At 64.7% G+C, this 19,389-nt stretch carries 17 protein-coding genes; 8 read left to right on the top strand and 9 right to left on the bottom strand.

Annotation, left to right across the window (positions count from 1 at the left end; all coding sequences use genetic code 11):
- The first annotated feature begins 48 nt into the window (after window positions 1–48).
- Both ABZ677_RS03285 and ABZ677_RS03280 read left to right on the top strand, forming a co-directional pair.
- A complete protein-coding gene (locus tag ABZ677_RS03285; RefSeq protein ID WP_037196018.1) occupies window positions 49–1,071 on the top strand; it encodes an NAD(P)-dependent alcohol dehydrogenase in 1,023 nt (340 codons plus the stop codon).
- The gene (locus ABZ677_RS03280; RefSeq protein WP_358366594.1) at window positions 1,068–2,543 is read left to right on the top strand and encodes a mannitol dehydrogenase family protein; all 1,476 of its coding nucleotides are present in this window, start codon (window positions 1,068–1,070) and stop codon (window positions 2,541–2,543) included. The genes ABZ677_RS03285 and ABZ677_RS03280 overlap by 4 nt, the downstream gene beginning before the upstream one ends.
- Here ABZ677_RS03280 and ABZ677_RS03275 read toward each other — a convergent pair.
- Window positions 2,527–3,192 carry a TrkA family potassium uptake protein gene (locus tag ABZ677_RS03275; protein WP_037196024.1) on the bottom strand — a complete coding sequence of 222 codons (666 nt, stop codon included), beginning with the start codon at window positions 3,190–3,192 and terminating at the stop codon, window positions 2,527–2,529. The genes ABZ677_RS03280 and ABZ677_RS03275 overlap by 17 nt on opposite strands.
- Window positions 3,185–4,498 (bottom strand): potassium transporter TrkG, encoded by a 1,314-nt coding sequence (locus ABZ677_RS03270; RefSeq protein ID WP_358367205.1) that lies wholly within the window; start codon window positions 4,496–4,498, stop codon window positions 3,185–3,187. Before ABZ677_RS03270 ends, ABZ677_RS03275 begins: the two co-directional genes overlap by 8 nt.
- Before the next feature lie 288 nt (window positions 4,499–4,786).
- Between ABZ677_RS03270 and ABZ677_RS03265 the strand changes: the two genes are divergently transcribed.
- A complete protein-coding gene (locus tag ABZ677_RS03265; protein WP_358366592.1) occupies window positions 4,787–6,055 on the top strand; it encodes an EAL domain-containing protein in 1,269 nt (422 codons plus the stop codon).
- Between the two features lie 16 nt (window positions 6,056–6,071).
- Here the strand turns inward: ABZ677_RS03265 and ABZ677_RS03260 are convergent, their stop codons facing one another.
- The 3 genes from ABZ677_RS03260 to ABZ677_RS03250 form a co-directional block, all read right to left on the bottom strand.
- The gene (locus tag ABZ677_RS03260) at window positions 6,072–7,271 is read right to left on the bottom strand and encodes a mandelate racemase/muconate lactonizing enzyme family protein (RefSeq protein ID WP_358366590.1); all 1,200 of its coding nucleotides are present in this window, start codon (window positions 7,269–7,271) and stop codon (window positions 6,072–6,074) included.
- Between the two features lie 73 nt (window positions 7,272–7,344).
- A complete protein-coding gene (locus tag ABZ677_RS03255) occupies window positions 7,345–8,298 on the bottom strand; it encodes a 2-hydroxyacid dehydrogenase (RefSeq protein WP_358366588.1) in 954 nt (317 codons plus the stop codon).
- Window positions 8,298–9,644: an enolase C-terminal domain-like protein gene (locus ABZ677_RS03250; RefSeq protein WP_358366587.1), complete on the bottom strand. Its 1,347-nt coding sequence runs from the start codon at window positions 9,642–9,644 to the stop codon at window positions 8,298–8,300. Before ABZ677_RS03250 ends, ABZ677_RS03255 begins: the two co-directional genes overlap by 1 nt.
- 288 nt (window positions 9,645–9,932) lie before the next feature.
- Between ABZ677_RS03250 and ABZ677_RS03245 the strand changes: the two genes are divergently transcribed.
- From ABZ677_RS03245 to ABZ677_RS03230, 4 genes are read left to right on the top strand one after another with little or no spacing between them, the layout of a single operon-like run.
- On the top strand, window positions 9,933–11,531 hold the full coding sequence (locus ABZ677_RS03245) for an aldehyde dehydrogenase (NADP(+)) (RefSeq protein ID WP_358366585.1): 1,599 nt from the start codon (window positions 9,933–9,935) through the stop codon (window positions 11,529–11,531).
- A gap of 31 nt (window positions 11,532–11,562) precedes the next feature.
- On the top strand, window positions 11,563–12,489 hold the full coding sequence (locus ABZ677_RS03240) for a 5-dehydro-4-deoxyglucarate dehydratase (RefSeq protein WP_358366584.1): 927 nt from the start codon (window positions 11,563–11,565) through the stop codon (window positions 12,487–12,489).
- Complete coding sequence (locus ABZ677_RS03235; protein WP_358367202.1) at window positions 12,486–13,757, top strand: glucarate dehydratase family protein; 1,272 nt, start codon at window positions 12,486–12,488, stop codon at window positions 13,755–13,757. Before ABZ677_RS03240 ends, ABZ677_RS03235 begins: the two co-directional genes overlap by 4 nt.
- A gap of 48 nt (window positions 13,758–13,805) precedes the next feature.
- A complete protein-coding gene (locus ABZ677_RS03230) occupies window positions 13,806–14,753 on the top strand; it encodes a GGDEF domain-containing protein (RefSeq protein WP_037196040.1) in 948 nt (315 codons plus the stop codon).
- Window position 14,754: 1 nt separating this feature from the next.
- On the opposite strand, the gene ABZ677_RS03225 is transcribed toward ABZ677_RS03230, so the two are convergent.
- Window positions 14,755–15,303 (bottom strand): TetR/AcrR family transcriptional regulator, encoded by a 549-nt coding sequence (locus ABZ677_RS03225; protein ID WP_358366582.1) that lies wholly within the window; start codon window positions 15,301–15,303, stop codon window positions 14,755–14,757.
- Between the two features lie 81 nt (window positions 15,304–15,384).
- Here ABZ677_RS03225 and ABZ677_RS03220 point away from each other — a divergent pair, with 81 nt between their 5' ends.
- Window positions 15,385–16,311 carry an alpha/beta hydrolase gene (locus tag ABZ677_RS03220; protein WP_358366581.1) on the top strand — a complete coding sequence of 309 codons (927 nt, stop codon included), beginning with the start codon at window positions 15,385–15,387 and terminating at the stop codon, window positions 16,309–16,311.
- On the opposite strand, the gene ABZ677_RS03215 is transcribed toward ABZ677_RS03220, so the two are convergent.
- Genes ABZ677_RS03215 through ABZ677_RS03205 form a run of 3 tightly spaced genes read right to left on the bottom strand, consistent with a single transcriptional unit; the run spans window position 16,308 to window position 19,356 of the window.
- Window positions 16,308–16,979 carry a TetR/AcrR family transcriptional regulator gene (locus ABZ677_RS03215; RefSeq protein ID WP_358366580.1) on the bottom strand — a complete coding sequence of 224 codons (672 nt, stop codon included), beginning with the start codon at window positions 16,977–16,979 and terminating at the stop codon, window positions 16,308–16,310. The two genes, ABZ677_RS03220 and ABZ677_RS03215, sit on opposite strands and share 4 nt — an antisense overlap.
- Window positions 16,976–17,821: an SDR family NAD(P)-dependent oxidoreductase gene (locus ABZ677_RS03210; protein WP_037196044.1), complete on the bottom strand. Its 846-nt coding sequence runs from the start codon at window positions 17,819–17,821 to the stop codon at window positions 16,976–16,978. Before ABZ677_RS03210 ends, ABZ677_RS03215 begins: the two co-directional genes overlap by 4 nt.
- Window positions 17,818–19,356 (bottom strand): NAD(P)/FAD-dependent oxidoreductase, encoded by a 1,539-nt coding sequence (locus ABZ677_RS03205; protein ID WP_358366577.1) that lies wholly within the window; start codon window positions 19,354–19,356, stop codon window positions 17,818–17,820. Before ABZ677_RS03205 ends, ABZ677_RS03210 begins: the two co-directional genes overlap by 4 nt.
- Window positions 19,357–19,389: the final 33 nt, after the last annotated feature.

The raw sequence follows: 19,389 nt of genomic DNA, 5'->3' as shown, positions 1-19,389 counted from the left end.
GTGATCTACACAACACCCCCTCGCCACCAGCGACCCGTGCCACAGTCCATGCAGGCCAGCGTCCTGACCGGAGTGCAGGAGATACGACTCGAAGAACGGCCCGTCCCCACGCCCGCGCACGACGAGGTCCTCGTGCAGGTCACAGCAGTCGGGGTGTGCGGTTCCGACGCGCACTACTACCGCGAGGGACACATCGGCGACTACGTGGTCGACGGTCCCCTCGTACTCGGACACGAGGCAGCGGGCGTCATCGTGGCCGTGGGCACCGACGTCTCCGACACCCGCGTCGGACAGCGAGTGTCCATCGAGCCGCAGCGCCCCGATCCCACCAGCGCTCAGTCTCGCGCCGGCCGCTACAACCTGTGCCCGGCCATGGAGTTCTTCGCGACGCCGCCCATCGACGGAGCGCTCGCGGAGTACGTACTGATCCAATCGACCTTCGCCCACGACGTCCCCGACGACATCTCCGACGAGGCCGCAGCCCTCTTCGAGCCGCTGTCGGTCGGCATCGCATCGGCCCAGAAGGCACGTATCTCCGCGGGATCGAGTGTGCTCATCGCGGGGGCGGGCCCCGTCGGGCTCGTCACCGCTCAGGTCGCGCGCGCATTCGGAGCCACCGAAGTGATCGTCACCGACATCGACGCGTCCCGCCGCGCCAACGCGGCGAAGTTCGGCGCGACTCGCGTCCTCGACCCCACGGCCGAGGACGTGCGCTCCCTGACGGTCGACGCCTTCATCGACGCATCCGGTGCGGCCCGAGCCGTGATCGACGGCATCCACGCGGTACGTCCCGCAGGAACGGTCGTCCTCGTCGGCATGGGCGGATCGGACTACCCGCTGCCGATCTCGCGGATCCAGAACCGAGAATTGCTGCTCACCGGCGTCTTTCGATACGCCAACACATGGCCGATCGCACGCGCGCTGGTGGCGTCGGGCATGGTGGATCTCGACGCGATGGTGACGGCGCGCTTCGGACTAGAGGGCGTCGAGGATGCGTTGAACGCCGACAGGCAACCCGGAAGCATCAAAGCCGTAGTGATCCCAGGACTTTCGAAGGAGACGAACGCATGAAGTTGAACTCGCAGAACCTCGCCGACTTCATCGAGGACGTCGCAGTTCCGACGTACGACCGATCCGAGGTGACGGCGGGCATCGTGCATTTCGGTGTCGGCGGCTTCCATCGTGCCCACCAGGCGATGTACATCGACCGTCTGATGCAGCAGGGGCAGGCGCTGGACTGGGGAATCTGCGGTGTGGGGGTGCTGCCCGGTGACCGTCGAATGAACGACGTCATGCAGGCACAGGACTGCCTGTACACGTTGGCGCTCAAGCATTCCGACGGCACGTGGGACACCCGCGTCATCGGTTCCATCGTCGAGTACCTGTTCGCACCGGACGACGCCGAGGCCGTGATCGAGAAGATGGCCGCCGACACGACGAAGATCGTCTCGCTCACCATCACCGAGGGTGGCTACAACTTCTCCGCGACGACGGGCGAGTTCGACGCGGACAATCCGGCCATCGTCGCCGACCTCGCCGACGGCGCAGTTCCCGCAACGACATTCGGACTGGTCATCGAGGCGTTGGCTCGGCGCAAGGAGCGTGGCATGACCCCGTTCACCATCATGTCCTGCGACAACATCGAGGGCAACGGTCATATGGCGCAGTCGACGTTCACGACGTTCGCGCGCCTGAAGGACCCGGAGTTGGCCGACTGGATCCAAGCCGAAGGCGCGTTCCCCAATTCGATGGTCGATCGCATCACGCCGGTCACGACACCGGAAGTGACCGAACAGCTTTCGCTTCGATACGCCATCGACGACCAATGGCCCGTCGCGGGCGAGCCGTTCACACAGTGGGTCCTCGAGGACAACTTCACCCTCGGCCGTCCGCCGCTGGAAGAGGTGGGCGTGCAGGTGGTCGAGGATGTCACCCCCTACGAGCTGATGAAGCTGCGGTTGCTCAATGCCAGCCATCAGGCGCTCGCGTACTTCGGCTATCTCAGTGGCTATCGCCTCGTCCACGAGGTGTGCCAGGATTCGCTGTTCGCGGACTTCCTGCTCGCCTACATGGACGAGGAGGCAACCCCGACGCTGCAGCCGGTCCCCGGAATCGATCTGACCGACTACAAGCGGACGTTGATCGAGAGGTTCTCCAACCCCGAGATTCGCGATACCGTCGCCCGCCTGTGTGCCGAGTCCTCCGACCGAATTCCCAAGTGGCTCTTGCCTGTCATCCGCAAGAATCTCGAGACCGGCGGTGACATCACCCGCTCCACCGCAGTGGTGGCCAGTTGGGCTCGCTACGCCGAGGCCGTCGACGAGTCCGGCGATCCCATCGAGATCGTCGACCAGTTGAAGGATTCACTGGTGCCGATCGCGCAGAGTCAGCGTGAGAATCCGACGGCGTTCATTGCCAACCGCGCGGTGTTCGGGGATCTGATCGACAACGAGCGGTTCGTCGCCGAGTACACGAAACAACTGTCGTCTCTGCAGGAGCAGGGAGCACGCGCGACGCTGGAATCGCTCAGGTCGACTCACTGAATCGTTCGGCGTCTCGAACCTGACCGGAGACGATGACGGTATCGCCCGCGCCGATCACCGTGTCGGCCGTGGCGTAGGTGAATCCTTCGCCCTGACGCTTGACCGCGACGACGGTGACACGATGCTTGGTGCGTATCCCGCTTTCGCCCAACTTCTTTCCGATGATGGAGGCGGGCGGAGAAGTCTTGATCATGGCGAAACCGTCGTCGAATTCGATGTAGTCCATCATCCGACCGCGCACCAGGTGGGCGACGCGCTTGCCCATGTCGTGCTCGGGCCGCACCACATGGTGCACGCCGATCTGGGTGAGAATCTTGGCGTGCGCGTTGCTCAGAGCCTTGGCCCAGATCGTCGACATCGACAGATTCACCAGAGCCGATGCAGTGAGCAGGCTGGCTTCGAGATTGGACCCGATGCCCACGACTGCACGGTCGTACTCGTGCACCGACAATTGCCGAAGAGACTCCTCGTCGGTGGTATCGGCCACCACAGCATGCGTCAAACGGTCTGCCACGCGTTGTACTACGGCCTCGTCGCTGTCGATGCCGAGCACCTCGACTCCCTGGCCCATCAGTTCCAGTGCCAGCGACTTGCCGAAACGGCCGAGCCCGAGAACCACGACGACGTCGGAGGATGGTTTCCTAGCCAATGAACGGCCTTTCCGTGGGGAGCGTGTAGCGCCGACCGCGGTCGCGGGCGGCAAGGGCACTGACCAGAGTGATGGATCCGATGCGGCCCAGGTACATCAGAACGATCAGGATCACCTGCCCCCACCCGGGCAACTGTGCGGTGATGCCGGTGGACAGGCCTACGGTGGCGAACGCGGAGACGACCTCGAACAGGAGGACGTCGAGGTCGAAGTTCGTGCCCGCCAACAACGCGACGACCGGGAGCATGACCAACGCGACGCCGATCAGTGCCACCGTCAACGCCTGACGCTGCACGCGCGCGTCGATCCGACGATCGAACACCGTCACTTCCCGGTCTCCGCGGATCTCGGCCAGGATGACGAACAGAAGGAGCGCGAAGGTGGTGACTTTGATGCCACCCGCCGTGCCGCCGCTGCCGCCGCCGATGAACATCAGGACATCGGTGACCAACAGGGTCGCGTTGTCGACATCGGCGTAGTCGACACTGTTGAATCCTGCGGTTCGAGGCATGACGCCCTGGAACGTCGCGACGAGCATCTTGTCCCAGAAGCCGAATCCACCCAGCGTTCTCGACCACTCGAACAACATCACCACCGTCGGCCCGAGCACCAGAAGAACGCCGGTGACGGTCAAGGTCAGCCGAGTGTGCAGTGACCATCTCTTGCGTGCCCGAACGCCGCAGGCACGTGCGCGGAGGTGGCGGGCGATCTCGAAGAGAACCGGAAATCCGATGCCGCCCAACACGACCGCAATCAACAGTGGAATGCAGATCCACGGATCGGTGGCGAACCCGATCATGTTGTCGCTGAACAGGGCGAAGCCGGCGTTGTTGAACGCGGAGACCGCATGGAAGATCCCCAGCCAGAGTGCGCGCCCGAGAGGCTCGTCGTATCCGAGAAAGAACCGCGCCGCGAGGGCGATCGCGACGACGCTCTCGATGATCAGACTGGTACGGAACACCCCGACCACGACGCTTCGGACATCGCCCAGACCCGATGTACGTACCTCTGCAGCCGCATTGAGCCTGCCGCGCAGACCTATTCGATCGGCCAGGACCAGCCCGACGAGGGACGCGATCGTCATGATCCCGAACCCACCGATCTGGATCAGGCCGAGAATCACGCCCTGCCCGAAACCCGACCAGTACACCGGGGTGTCCACCACGATCAGACCCGTCAGACTGACGGCGGAGGTCGACGTGAACAACGACTGCAGAAACCCGGTCTCACTGCCGGGAACGGTGGCCGCAGGCAGCGACAGCACGCCCGCACCTATCGCAATGGCGAGCGCGAAGCCTGTGGCCATGACCCGGACCGGCGTCGGCCTGAAGATCGCGGCCCATCGCGATGCCTGGTGAGCGTCTGTCACCCGAGAAACAGTACTGTGCACCTCGCGCAGTGGTGTGGCAAAGCCCGCGGGTCGTTCCGCAAGCTGCACTCCCATGGGCCCCGGGCGGCATCCGACCGCGCAGTGCCTACGGCGCGAGACCCACCCAGTGGTGATCTGCACGTCCCCGGGCCGAACTCGCGCAGGGCGGGTAACGTCGAAAACGAGCTGAAAATCTATTGTTCGATCGCGAAGAAAGACACCTTCATGCCGGACGACGCTGTGCGCGAGCGTTCCTCGCACGAGGCGATTTCCTCTGCCCTCGCCGATGTGAGCGCTGTCCGACCGGTATTCCAACCCGTGGTCGAACTCGGCACCGGAACCGTCCTCGGGTACGAGGCTCTGGCGCGGTGGCCCGAGTGGCCCCAATTGGACCTGGATTCCGTGTTTTCGACGGCCGCAGATCTGGGTGTGGTGGACGAGCTCGATTGGGCTTGTCGCACAAGCGCGGTCGACGCAGCACTCGCTGCAGGGATGGCACAGGAACTGTGTTTGTTCGTCAACGTGGAACCCCACACCGCGACCGGACCGCCCGACGCCGCCAAGCGCGTGTTCGCATCGGCCGAGGGCCGATTCTCCGTGGTGCTCGAGCTGACAGAGAGGTCACTGCTGGCCGATCCCGCAGTGTTGTTGGCCGTGGTTGCCGACGGTCGGCGGGCAGGATGCCGCATCGCTCTCGACGACATCAGAGTGCATCCGGACACGGTGACCATGCTCGAATTCGTCGCACCGGACATCATCAAGCTCGACCGTTCGTTGGTCCAGCAAGATCCGAATCGAGCGCAGGCGCGCGTGATCGCCGCGGTACGAGCGCATTCCGAGGCGACCGGGGCGACTGTTCTGGCAGAGGGCATCGAAAATGACGAACACCTCGCCCGCGCTCACTCACTCGGGGCGGTACTGGGCCAGGGCTGGCTGTTCGGAAAGCCCGGTCCGCTGCCCGAGTCGGTGCGGACGGCACCGGGTGCGCTGTCGATTCTGAGCGAACCCGTTTCGAACTCCGGTCTGGTCCCGAACCTGCCATCGGATCTCTTCGAGCTCGTGGCTCCGTCGATCGGAACCAAAGCCTTCATCCGCGCCATCTCCCGCCAGATCGAGGACTACGCCCGCGATACCAACGATTCGCTGGCCCTCATGTCCACTTTCCAGCATTCCCGATGGTTCAGCCCGCCTGTCGCCGAGCAATACGCCTTGCTGGCCACCAAGCACGCATTCGTCGCGGCCGTCGGCGTCGGCTTGGGAGGGGCACCTGCACCGGGTGTGCGCGGAGCAGATCTCGATCCCACGGAGGAGTTCACTCGAGAGTGGACGATCACGGCGGTCGGTCAGCACTATTTCTCGGCGCTCATCGCCCGCGATCTGGGCGACACCGACTGCGCCGACGCGGATCGACGATTCGAGTTCGTGCACACGCACAATCGGCAGCTCGTCGTCGCCGCAGCCAGATCGCTCATGCGCCGCATCATTCCTATGTGACTGCGGCTGGTACCAGCTAGCGCACCACCACCCTCGCCACTGTCCAGGCCCGACCCTGCTCGCTCAACGTGAAGCCCAGTCCCGGACGTGCAGACAGATGCATACGCCCGTCTCGGGTCTCGAGATGCTCGTCGAACAGCGGGTCCAGCCAGTCGAAGTGCTCCACCCACGTCTGCAGTGGATACACCGCCGCGAGGTGCAGATGGATCTCCATGGCGAAGTGCGGGGCGAGTTGCAGATTGTGGTGCTCTGCCAGCGTGGCCAACTTCAGGAATTGCGTGATCCCGCCGATGCGGGGAGCGTCGGGTTGCAGAATGTCGACCGAGCCGGCCTCGATGAGGCGGACGTGCTCGCCGACGCTCGCCAGCATCTCTCCCGTTGCGATCGAGGTATCCAGGCTACGAGCGAGCTGGGCATGCCCCTCGGCGTCGTACGCGTCGAGGGGTTCCTCTATCCACACGAGGTCGAATTGCTCCAGGATTCGGCCCATGCGCTGCGCCGTCGGGCGGTCCCACTGCTGATTGGCGTCCACCATCAGCGGGACATCGTCACCGAGGAATTCACGGACCGCGGTGACGCGGGCGATATCGGTACGCCAATCCGGTTGGCCCACTTTCAGTTTGATACCGCCGATGCCGTTGGCCAGGGAGATGGCGGCGTTCTCCATGACCTCCTCGATGGGAGTGTGCAGAAAACCACCCGAGGTGTTGTACGTCTGCACCGAATCGCGCGCCGAGCCGATCAGTTTGGCCAGCGGCAACCCCGCCCGCTTGGCTTTTAGATCCCACAGCGCGATGTCGATCGCGGCAATCGCCTGCGTCGCAACACCGCTCCGGCCCACCGACGCTCCGGCCCACACGAGCTTGGTCCAGATCTTGCCGATATCGTTCGGGTCCTCGCCGATGAGAACTGGGGCGATCTCCTGGGCATGCGCAAATTGGGCGGGCCCGCCGGCGCGCTTGGAGTATCCGAAACCGATTCCCTCATGCCCCTGTTCGGTACGAATCTCGGCGAACAGGAACACCACCTCGGTCATCGCCTTCTGCCGGCCGGTGAGCACCTTGGCGTCGCTGATCGGATTCTTCAGCGGTAACACGATCGAGGACAGCGTGACTTCGGCGATACGATCGATACTTGCGACACCGGGAGCCAGTGCCATGATTGCCGCATCGGGGGCAGTGAGGCCGCTTGTCGGTTTTTCTGTGGCGATGGTCATCACGGGCTCCTGGGATCGTCGATTTACTCTGTCTCACAGAATATTTCGGCGATCGATGTGGGTCCAACACCAATTATCGATTGATCGATGCCGCCAGAGCATCGATGTTCGACGCGATATCCGCGACCCGTCCCACGAACGTATGATGCGTGACGCCCGACGAGTGGGGCGTCATCAGCACATTGTCGAGATCGCGGAACGGCAACACACTCGGTTCTCCCACGCCGTCCGGCCCGGGGTACTGGTACCAGACATCGATTGCGGCAGCGGCAATCTTGCGGGAAGACAACGCGTCGAACAGTGGCTGCTCTTGTACCAAGGGTCCACGACCGACATTGACGAGTACCCCGTCGCGACCGAGTCTGCTCAGCTCGTCGGCACCGATCATCCCGCGCGTGTGCTCGTTCAGCGGTGCGGAGACCACGAGAACATCCGCGAAATCGGCGAGCCTCGTCAAATCCCCCGCATCCGAGACCCATTGGAGTCCCTCATCCGGAGCCCGCCCGCTTCCGGTGACCGCAGCACCGGTCGCCCCGTACGCCTGAAACAGCTGCCAGGTTCGCCGACCGATGTGTCCGAAGCCGACGAAGCCGATGCGGGCACCGCTCAGCGACAACGGTTGCGGGATGCTCGGGTCGTAGACGGCGGTCGCGAACCGCCCCTCGCGCAGTGCCCGATCCTGTAGCAGAAACTGTCGGCGCAGCATTACCGTTGCTGCCACCACGTACTCGGCAATCGACTGTTCGTGGTGAAAGGTGTTGCACACCTGCACATCGGGGCCCAATCCGGAGCGATCGACGTTGTCCGTTCCGGCACCGGCAACGTGCACCATGCGTAGCTTCGGTGCACCGCTGCCCATGGCCGCGCTGAACTTCCCACCGACGTAGACGTCCGCATCGGCAAGTTCGTCGATGACCCGGCTCTCGTCGAACGGCACGCACCAGACCACCTCGGCATCGGCTGGCAGGTCCGCCTCGAACTGCTCCCGATGGGGCAGCACATTTCGATCGCCGACGACGATCTTCATCAGCGGACCAGAGCCGGCCGCTTGCTGTCGAACGTCCACCCCTCGATCAGATACTGCATACCGATGGCGTCGTCGCGGGAACCGAGACCTTCCTTCTGGTACAACTCGTGCGCCGCGTCGATCTGCTCGAAGTCGAGTTCGACACCCAGACCCGGCTTGTCGGGCACGGTGAGGTAGCCATCCTCGATCGTGAACGGCTCCTTGGTCACTCGCTGTCCGTCCTGCCAGATCCAGTGCGTATCGATGGCCGTGATCGTCCCCGGAGCGGACGCGGCCACGTGTGTGAACATGGCCAGCGAGATGTCGAAGTGGTTGTTGGAGTGCGAACCCCACGTCAGACCCCACGCATCGCACAGCTGCGCGACACGGACAGAACCGGCCATCGTCCAGAAGTGCGGGTCGGCGAGTGGGATGTCCACCGCACCGGATCGGATGGTGTGGCCCATCTCGCGCCAGTCGGTGGCGATCATGTTGGTCGCGGTCTGCAACCCGGTGGCGCGCTTGAACTCGGTCATCACTTCTCGGCCGGAGAATCCGCCCTCCGGGCCGACGGGGTCTTCGGCGTAGGCCAGGACATCCCGCAGGCCACGACACGTCTCGATCGCGTCCTTCAGCAACCAACCACCGTTGGGATCCAACGTGATTCGAGCCTCGGGGAATCGCTCGGCCAGAGCACGTACCGCGGCGGCCTCCTCGGCGGCGGGCAGCGCACCCCCCTTGAGCTTGAAGTCCTGGAAGCCGTAGCGTGCCTGCGCCGCCTCGGCGAGGCGCACGATCGACTCGGGATCCATGGCCTCCTCGTGCCTGATACGCATCCAGTCGTCTGCTCCGGCGGCCTCGTCGGCTGCACTGCGGTACGCGAGGTCGGTCTTGGTCCGATCGGCGACGAAGAACAGGTAGCCCAGAGCCTGAACCTTCTCGCGCTGCTGTCCGTCACCCAACAGTGCTGCAACACTGACGCCGAGATGCTGGCCGAGCAGATCCAACAATGCCGATTCCACCGCGGTCACAGCGTGAATCGCGATCCGCAGATCGAAGGTCTGCGCTCCGCGGCCTCCGGCATCACGATCCGCGAACGTGCGGCGCATGTCGGCCAGCACAGCGTTGTACCGACCGATGCCCTGGCCCTCGACGAGTACCCGCGCATCCTCGAGAGTCTGCCGAATCGCCTCTCCTCCCGGCACTTCACCGACGCCGATGCGCCCGTCCGAATCGGTGAGCACCACCAGATTGCGGGTGAAGTACGGGGCGTGGGCTCCGCTGAGGTTCAGCAGCATGTCGTCGTGACCCGCGATCGGAATGACACGCATCTCGGCTACGACGGGTGTGCTGGTGTGGACGTTCATGCCCGACCTTTCTCACATACTTCTGGTGACTCGGCTCACAGACGACAGTAGGGCTGTCGATCGATTCCTGTCCAAGACCATCTGCGCATCGACCGATGCAGTAGTGGCATCGGTAACGACACCGAGAGCGCATCAGTCCTGGCAGTGAGATCGATACCGAGACTGAATCAAATGCGACATTTTTAGACTTGGACATGTATCGATCGGCCTTCTACCGTGGTGAGCTATGAGCCAGGTCACGCCTCGGCGTCAGCGTACGTACCGCACCACAGCCTTAGGAGTCACCCCATGACAGCGTCGACGACACAGTCCACCCACCTCACCGGCCGGATGATCATCGCCGGCGTCCCGGTCTTCGGTGGCGGTACGCAGATTCACGGAATCGACCCCAGCACCGGCGCTAACCTCGACCCTGCCTACGGACACGGCGACAATGCCGACGTCGAAAAAGCTTGTGCCGCAGCGGCCGAGGCGTTCGCCGATTACCGGGCCACGTCCTCGGAGACCCGCGCTCAGTTCCTCGAGACCATCGCCGACAACATCGCGGCTCTCGGCGACACGCTGATCGAGCGCGCCGTCGCCGAGTCAGGACTTCCGTTGGCCCGCATCACCGGCGAGGTCGGCCGCACCACCGGCCAACTCCGTCTGTTCGCTTCCGTTCTGCGCGAGGGCAGTTGGAACGGTGCCCGTATCGATCCGGCCCAGCCCGATCGCACGCCACTCCCCCGCGCCGACATCCGCCAGCGGCAGATTCCGTTGGGCCCGGTTGCAGTGTTCGGAGCCAGCAACTTCCCGCTCGCCTTCTCCGTCGCCGGCGGCGACACCGCCTCCGCTCTCGCAGCCGGATGCCCGGTGGTCGTCAAGGCCCACGATGCCCATCCGGGAACGTCCGAACTGGTCGGTCGAGCGATCGCCGATGCGGTGTCTTCCACCGGAATGCCCTCGGGCACATTCTCTCTGCTGTTCGGCTCCGGCCGTGGACTCGGCACCGCTCTGGTGACCGACCCTCGCATCAAGGCAGTCGGCTTCACCGGATCACGTTCGGGTGGAACTGCTCTCGTCGCTGCCGCGGCCGGTCGTCGTGAGCCGATCCCGGTGTACGCCGAGATGAGTTCCATCAACCCGGTGTTCGTCATGGACGGCGCTCTCGCCACCCGCGGAGCCGAGCTCGGCCGCGCCTTCGTCGCATCGCTGACGATGGGCTCGGGCCAGTTCTGCACCAACCCCGGTCTCGTCATCGCCGTGGACAGCCCTGGACTGCAGTCCTTCACCGAGGCAGCGACGGCGGCGGTAGAGGAATCCGCCCCCACCACGATGCTGACCCCGAACATCGCGTCCAGCTACGCGGACGGCGTCGCCACGCTGTCCGAAGCAGTCACTGTGGTCGCGCGAGGATCCGACTCCGATGCTCCGAACGCCTGCCGCGCAGCGCTGTTCGAGACCGACGCCGATACGTTCCTGACCTCCGAGGACGCACAGGCCGAGGTGTTCGGGGCGTCGAGCCTCATCGTTCGGTGCACCGACGCGCAGCAGGTTCGCGACGTCGCCGCGCTACTCGAAGGTCAGCTCACCGCCACGATTCACGCCGACGAGGACGATCACACCGAGGCAGGCAAGCTCCTCTCGGTTCTCGAACTCAAGGCCGGCCGCATCCTGTTCGACGGATGGCCGACCGGAGTCGAGGTGGGCCACGCAATGGTCCACGGCGGCCCTTTCCCTGCCACCTCCAATTCCCGCACCACCTCGGTCGGATCTCTCGCCATCGAGCGCTTCCTGCGTCCCGTTTCTTACCAGGACGTTCCGAAATCATTGCTGCCCACTGCAATTGCCGACGGCAACCCAGAGGGAATCTTTCGCCGCATCGACGGCCAGCTCACCCAAGACTGACTCACCCCACCAAGTTCCCGAGGAGACCACCATGCTCGACGGAGTCCTGTTCTTCCCCGTCACCCCGTTCACCGCCTCCGGTGAGGTCGATTACGACCTGCTGGCCGCGCACATCGCGAAGGGCGTCGATGCCGGACCCGGTGGGGTGTTCATCGCCTGCGGCACCGGCGAATTCCATGCCCTCGAAGGCGAGGAATTCGGCAAGATCGTGCGCACTGCAGTCGACGTCGTCGCGGGCCGTGTGCCGGTGTACGCAGGCGCAGGCGGTTCCGTGGCGCAGGCAAAGGCGTTCGCGGCGAGCGCGAAGACCAACGGAGCCGACGGCATCCTGCTGCTACCTCCGTACCTGGTGACGATGCCGCAGGCCGGTCTGGTCAACTACACCAAGGCCGTGGCCGCCGCGTCCGATCTGCCGTTGATCGTCTACAACCGCGGCAACGCTCGTTTCACCGAGGACTCGGCCGTCGAGGTTGCGCAGCTGCCCACCGTCGTCGGGTTCAAGGACGGCACAGGCGATCTCGATCAGGTCGGCCGGATCGTCCGCGCAGTACTGGATGCACTCGAGCCGTCCGGCAAGCCCTTCCAGTTCTTCAACGGACTGCCCACCGCAGAGGTCTCACAACAGGCGTACCGGGCCATCGGTGTCACTCTGTACTCCTCGGCCACGTTCGCATTCGCTCCCGAGCTGGCGCTGGCGTTCTACCGGTCTCTGGACAGCGGCAACGAGAAGCTCACTGCTGCACTGCTTCGCGAGTTCTTCCACCCACTGGTGCGTCTACGCGACAAGGTTCCCGGGTACGCCGTCGCTCTCATCAAGGCAGGCGTGACGATGGAGGGTATCGAGGCCGGACCGGTGCGCCCGCCGCTGGTGGACATCAGTGCGCCGCACCTCGAGGAACTGACCGCGATCGTCGCCGCCGGCCGGGCCGTGCTGGCGAACGAGCTCGCGGTGCGCTGATGCAGGATCCGGTTCTGATCACCGGCGCTCGGATCACGCCGATCGCCTTCGTGGACCCTCCGTTGCTCAACACAGTCGGGGTGCATCAGCCGTACGCACTGCGCGCGATCATTCAGCTGGACACCGATGCCGGCGTCGTCGGACTCGGTGAGACCTACGCCGACACTGCGCATCTGGCTCGTCTCGACGCGGCGGCTCAGGCCATCACCGGCCTGGACGTGTTCGCACTCAACGAGATTCGAGATGCCGTCGATACGGTACTCGGGACGCTGTCCATCACCGGCGGAGACGGCGTCGCGGGAATGATCACCACGGCCAGTACCACCGACCGCGTCTTCTCGCCGTTCGAGATCGCGTGCCTGGACGTGCAGGGCAAGGTGCTGGGGCGACCGGTGTCGGACCTGCTCGGGGGCAAGGTTCGGGACTCCGTTCCGTTCAGCGCGTACCTGTTCTACAAATGGGCAGCACATCCCGGTGGCCGACCGGACGAGTGGGGCGAGGCCGTCGACCCGGCCGGCCTGGTACGCCAGGCCCGAAAGATGATCGACGAGTACGGCTTCGAGGCCATCAAGGTCAAGGGCGGCGTATTTCCACCCGACGAGGAGATAGCCGGGATCAAGGCGCTCCGGGAGGCATTCCCGGAGCTACCGCTCCGGCTGGACCCCAACGCGGCGTGGACGGTCGACACGTCCATCCGTGTCGCCGCCGAGCTCGACGGCATCGTCGAGTATCTCGAGGACCCGACACCGGGACTCGACGGGATGGCCGAGGTCGCGCGCGAGGCGAAGATGCCTCTCGCGACCAACATGTGCGTCGTCGCCTTCGATCATCTGAAGCCCGCGGTGGTGAAGGACTCGGTGCAGGTGGTGTTGTCCGACCACCACTACTGGGGCGGGCTACAACGATCGAGGTTGCTCGCCGGCATCTGCGACACCTTCGAGCTGGGTCTGTCGATGCACTCGAACAGCCACCTCGGAATCAGCCTGGCCGCCATGGTTCACCTCGCCGCGGCGACGCCCAACCTGACCTACGCCTGCGACACGCACTGGCCGTGGAAGAGCGAGGACGTCGTCGTACCCGGGGTGTTGAACTTCGTCGACGGCTCGGTGGCAGTTCCCACCGGGCCCGGCCTCGGCGTCGAGATCGACGAGGACGCGCTCGCGGCGCTGCATCAGCAGTACCTCGACTGCGGTATCCGCGACCGTGACGACACCGGATACATGCAGAGCATCGATTCGAGCTTCGAAAACACCTGCCCGCGCTGGTAGGACTAAGCTCGCTCCGGGTCGTGGGGATCCGTGCGAGAGGTCTGTCGTGTGAACACCGGTTGGCAATATTCCCCCGCGCCGGTCGCGCGAACGTCCGGGGTCAACTGCCTCGTCAGTGGACTGGTGGGTGTCGTCACCGTCGTCGGGGCTTCGCCTCGGGCGGCGACCGTGTTGCTCGTCCTGGCGGTGGCATGGTGCGCACTGGGCATCTACATGATCGCGGCGGCACCGGTGCTGTCTCGACGCCTCTACCTGGCGATGCACCTGTCCGGTCTGACGAGCATCGCCCTGTTCTGCAGCGCGGCGGGCGGGGCGATCGCGGCCATGTCCGGCATCTTCCTGCAGCTACTTCTGGTGACGCCTGCGTTCATCGTGCTGCCCAACCGCATCGCCTGGCGGACGACGGTTCTCAACGCCGTGTACGTCGCGTACCTGGGTGCCGTCGTCGGCGGTATCCATCCCGTCCTGGTGATCAACGCCCAACTGGTGCTCGTCGCCATCGCGATCTCCGCGGCCTGGGTCCAGAGCGTGGCCTCGACCTCCGAGATCGACCACCTCACCCAGCTCCCGAATCGACGGCGCCTCACCCGTGAGTTGGACGCTCGTCCGGGAACGGTGGCGAGCGGAAAGATCGACGCCATCGCAGTGGTGGACATCGATCGCTTCAAGGTGATCAACGACGACCACGGTCATGCGGCCGGTGATCGCGCGCTCGAGATCGTGTCGTCCGCACTACGCACCTGCCTGCCGCGGCAGTACCTGCTGAGCCGCTCGGGCGGCGATGAATTCACGGTGCTGTGCATCACGGGCACAGCCGCCGAACTACGCGACGCCGTCGATCGCGTTCGGACGGAGCTACCGAAGGACGTGACGATCTCGGCGGGAGTGGCGAGCCGGCAGGACGGCGAAGCCGCCCGCGCCACCCTCGCGCGCGCCGACCGAGCGTTGTACGAGTCCAAGAATCTCGGGCGGAACCGCACAACCGTCCACGAGTAGGTCAACGTCGGACGCCGACCTTGCGGAACAGCAGATCGATCATGGCCCGTTTCGACGCCTCGTCCTGCGGGTGCGTCAGCATGGCCTCGATGACGAAGACGATCATTCGTGTCGTCGGTTCGATGTCTGCGTCATCTACGCCGGCGTTGCGTAGCTCGACGGCGATCCACTGTTCCCACAACGCATGGAAATCGTTGTGCCACTTGTCGATACAGGCAGCTACCGACGTTCGCGAGTGCACCGTATCGACCAGTCGATGATATTTCTCCAGCTCGTCGACCACCCAGAGGACCTGCTCGTTCACCGATTGCGCCGCGAGAGCACCGAATCGGCCGAGGGCCTCGTTGTGAATGTCGTCGAGCACCCCGACGAGCAGCTCGTCCTTGTCGCCGAAATACCAGTAGATCGTATTGGTGGTCACTCCGGCAGCGGTGGCGATTCGACCCATCGGGGTGTTCTCGTAGCCGTCGTCGACGAACAGCGAGCGAGCGGCGTTCACGATCTCGGAGCGCTTCTCGGCGCGATCGACGGGTCGACGGTTGCGCGGCATTGCATCATCCTATCTTGATCGTCATTCAAGACGGTGCTATTTTCTTGAATGCCGATCAAGAGAACGAAGAAGGACAACCACATGAGCGCCTACGACCAGCCCGAATACAGCCGTACCGACGAATGGTTCGATTCGGAGGGAGTCCGTTGCGCTGTCGCGGTGTATCGGCCCACGGGCACGACGGTCGACGCTCCTGCCGTGGTCATGGCCCACGGATTCGGCACCCCACGTGTCATTCGCCTCTTCGCCTACGCGGAGGTCTTCGCCCGCGCCGGCTACACGGTTCTCGTTTTCGACTACCGCCACTTCGGTGACAGTGACGGTGAGCCGCGGCAGCTGCTCGACATCGGCAGGCAACTCGTCGACTGGCGCAACGCCGTCGCCTACGCCCGGACACTCGACGGTGTCGACTCGGCACGCATCGTCGGTTGGGGTACCTCCTTCGCCGGCGGACACGTGCTCACCCGGGCCGGCACAGGAGAGAACTTCGCCGCCGTCATCGCCCAGATCCCGCACGTGGACGGGATCGCAGCCGTGCGCGCGACCGGACTTCGGCGCATCGTCAAGCTCGCCCCGTCAGCGGTGATCGACCAGATCCGCGCAGTGCGCGGGAAATCACCCCTGTACGTCGACTCGGTCGGCAACCCCGGCGATCGAGCCGTGATGACCTCACCCGACGCCGTCCCCGGCCGCGACCTCCTCCTCGCCGAATCCGGATTGACCGACGGCGACTACCCGGAAACCGTTGCTGCGCGGATACTCCTGCGCATCGGGTTGTACTCGCCGGGCAAGACCGCGTCGAACATCACCTGCCCCGTTCTGATGCAGATCATGTCCGACGACGTGGTCACGCCGGCGTACGTCACCGTGAAGATCGCAGCGAAGATTCCCGACGCCACCGTGCACATCCACAAGGGCGGCCACTTCGACCCCTACGTGCAGCCGTTGTTCCCGATCATCATCGAAAAGCAGCTGGAGTTCCTGAAGAGGACTGTGCCGGTGCGCTAACTCTCTCGGCCCTCGAATTCTGTGTTCGTCAGCGGTGCAACGATATTGGCAAGCATGGTCGCGATGGTGGCGACGACGATGCGACGCTCTGCGACATAACCGCTCTGATACCAGGTCATGGCCGTGTGGCTGATTCCGCCGATCGCAGCGGTGGCGAGAAGGTCGACATCCAGATCGGGGCCCGACGGTACGTCGCCGGCGAACGTGCGGAGGTAGCCGAGCAACAGCGTCCCGAACTGCTGCATCACTGTCAGGTACGTCTGCTCCACGCGAGGGCTGACTCCGAGCACCTCCATCCACACCACGCGAGCGAGGTGCGGGTCCTCGACGACCCGAAAGAACGGCTCGAGCAACTGCTCGGCGACAGCCCTGATCTCGCTGCCCGTCTCCACCTCCGTGATGGCCCCGGACACCGAGTCGGTCAGGTGTGCAATGCATTCCGCGTAGACAGCGAGCAGGAGATCCTCGGTCTTGTCGAAATACTGATAGAAGTGCCGGTCGGCGATCTTGGCCTCGCGGCACAGTCCGCGGACGGTCGCGGCGCGGTACCCGGTGCTGCCGAACACCCGCAGGCCGGCGTCCAGAAGCTGCCGCCGCCTGCGGTCGTCGCGGTCGGCCGCGCTCTCACCGCCGTAGGCGCGGCCGGCGGCTTCCGGCGCTGCACTCATGACCGTCGGGCATCCAGTTCGGCAGTGAGACGGATCAATTCGGCGTCCCGCTCCATCATGGCGTCCATGACCGGGTTGACGATGCCACGCAACAGCGAGATCGGGATCCAGCGACCGGGCACGGCGATGCGCGCAGCCCGCCGTCCGATCCCTCGAACGGCCACGCGCGCGAGCTTGTCCGGTGTGATCGGGCGGAGCAGCGGCGTGGGGAAGGCGCGGTCGATCATGGCCGTCGCGACGTCGTCGCCGCCGAACGCGACTTCGGCGATCGGAGTTGCCACCCACCCCGGATACAGCACTCCGGCAGTCGCTTTCGTGCCCGCGAGTTCCGCACGCAGAGCACGACCGAGCTGTTCGACCGCCGCCTTCGATGCCGCGTACGGCGCATTCGCCAGTCCGTTGAGGTACGCGTACGTCGACGAGGTGAGCAGCACGTAGCCCCCGGACTCGACGATGTGCGGAAGGGCGGCACGCACCGTGTTCCAGACGCCGATCAGGTTGACGCCGATGACCCGCTCGAAGACTCCGTCCTCGATCGACCGAACGGTCGATGCCTGTGCACCGCTGGAGATTCCGGCGTTGGCCATCACGAAATCGAGCTTGCCGAAGGTGTCTATCGCGGTCGCGACGGCCGCATCGAGCTGCTCCCGCACGGTGACGTCGGCATACGCGATCGCCACGCGTTGGTTGCCCAGCTTCGCCGCCACGGCCTCGAGGTCGGTCGACGCCATGTCGACGAGAACGATCGAGGCGCCGCGTCGATGCAGTGCGGTCGCCACGGCGGAACCGATTCCGCCTGCCGCGCCGGTGATCAGCGCTACCTGTCCGGTGTGCTTGCTCATGCCGAGACCTCGTCCTTCGTCGTCACCTCGGTGGATGACCGGTGGATGTGATGGGCTTCCGGCCGAAAACGCTTGGCCCAGCGGCGGAACGTGAAGCTGAATCCCGGGAACATGGCAACGACGTGCCCGGATTTCGATTGGTACCAGCTGTGGCAGCCGCCGTCCTTCCAGACGGTGCCTTCCATCTCGCGGTGAATGGTGTCGGTGTACTCCTGCTCGGCGGCTGCGGTGACCTCGATGGCGGTCGCACCCACCTGTCGGACGGCGTCGACGGCCCGCACGATGTACTCCATCTGCGCCTCGATGAGGAAGATCGCAGAGGTGTGCCCGATTCCGGTGTTCGGTCCGGTGACGACGAACAGGTTGGGAAAGCCGGGAATCGTGGTGCCGAGGTAGGCGCGCGGGTACGGATCCCAGACCTCGGACAGCGCTCGGCCGTCGCGGCCGATCACCGGGTACGAGATGACGCCGTCGGTCGCGTCGTATCCGGTGGACCACACCAGCAGATCGACGTCGACGTGTTCGCCGGTGGTGGTGACGATTCCGGTTTCGGTGATCTCCGCGATGCCGTCGTTCTTGTCGTGCAGGGTGACGTTCGCCTGCCCCAGCGCGGGATAGAGCGTGTTGGACAGCAGAACCCGCTTGCACCCGATGACGTAGTCCGGGGTGACCTTCGCTCGAAGCTCGGGATCCGGAACCTGAGACTCGATGTGCTTCACCGCAGTTCGCTGGGCGACCGCCTTCAACATCGTCCGTGAGTACTTGAAGCCGAGGATACGAGTTTCGAGACTCCAGTAGATCCCGGCGCGGACCAGCCTGCGGATCGGTTCCAACTTCAGCAGCCTGCGCTGCAGCGGCGTGAATTCGCGATCGTGACGTGGCATCACCCAGTGCGGGGTGCGCTGGAAGACGTGCAGCTGCGCCACGTCGGGTTGGATCGCGGGAATCACCTGCGCGGCACTGGCACCGCTGCCAACGATCGCCACTCGCTTGTCTGCGTGGTCGTAGTCGGTGTGCCAGTCGTTGGTGTGGAACTGGGTGCCCTGGAACTTCTCTCGGCCGGGGAACGGCGGTATGACGGGCGTACTGAGTGGTCCCGACGCGTTGACGACGAACTTCGCCGCGTAGCCGCCCCGCGAGGTGGTGATGGTCCAGTGGTCTCCGGCCCATTCGATCTTCTGGACGTCGGTGTCGACATGCGTCCGCGCCGGCAGACCGTTGGATTCGAGCACATGGTCGGTGTACCGCTCGAGCTCCTCGCGTTCGGCGAACATGCGCGTCCACTCGAACGGTTCCGACGCGATCGAGTACAGCGGACTCTGCACGTCGACGGCTGCGCCCGGGTAGCGATTCTGCTTCCACGTGCCACCCATGAAGGATCGTCTCTCCAGAACGACGAGGTCGTCGATGCCTCGATCGAGCAATGCCTTCGCTGCGCACTGGCCACCGAAGCCGCTGCCGATGATCACCACGGTGTGAATATGCATGCTGACGAACCCCTCCCGCACGAGATGCAATCCGATGATGCGTGTCATCACTTTAAAGTGATGACGCGCGATTCCGCAATG

Origin of the sequence: Rhodococcus sp. NPDC006774 (genome assembly GCF_040636045.1) — a bacterium.
Classification (GTDB): Bacteria; Actinomycetota; Actinomycetes; order Mycobacteriales; family Mycobacteriaceae; genus Rhodococcoides.
Note: the sequence above shows the minus strand (reverse complement) of the source record. Positions and strands in the feature narration are given on the sequence as shown.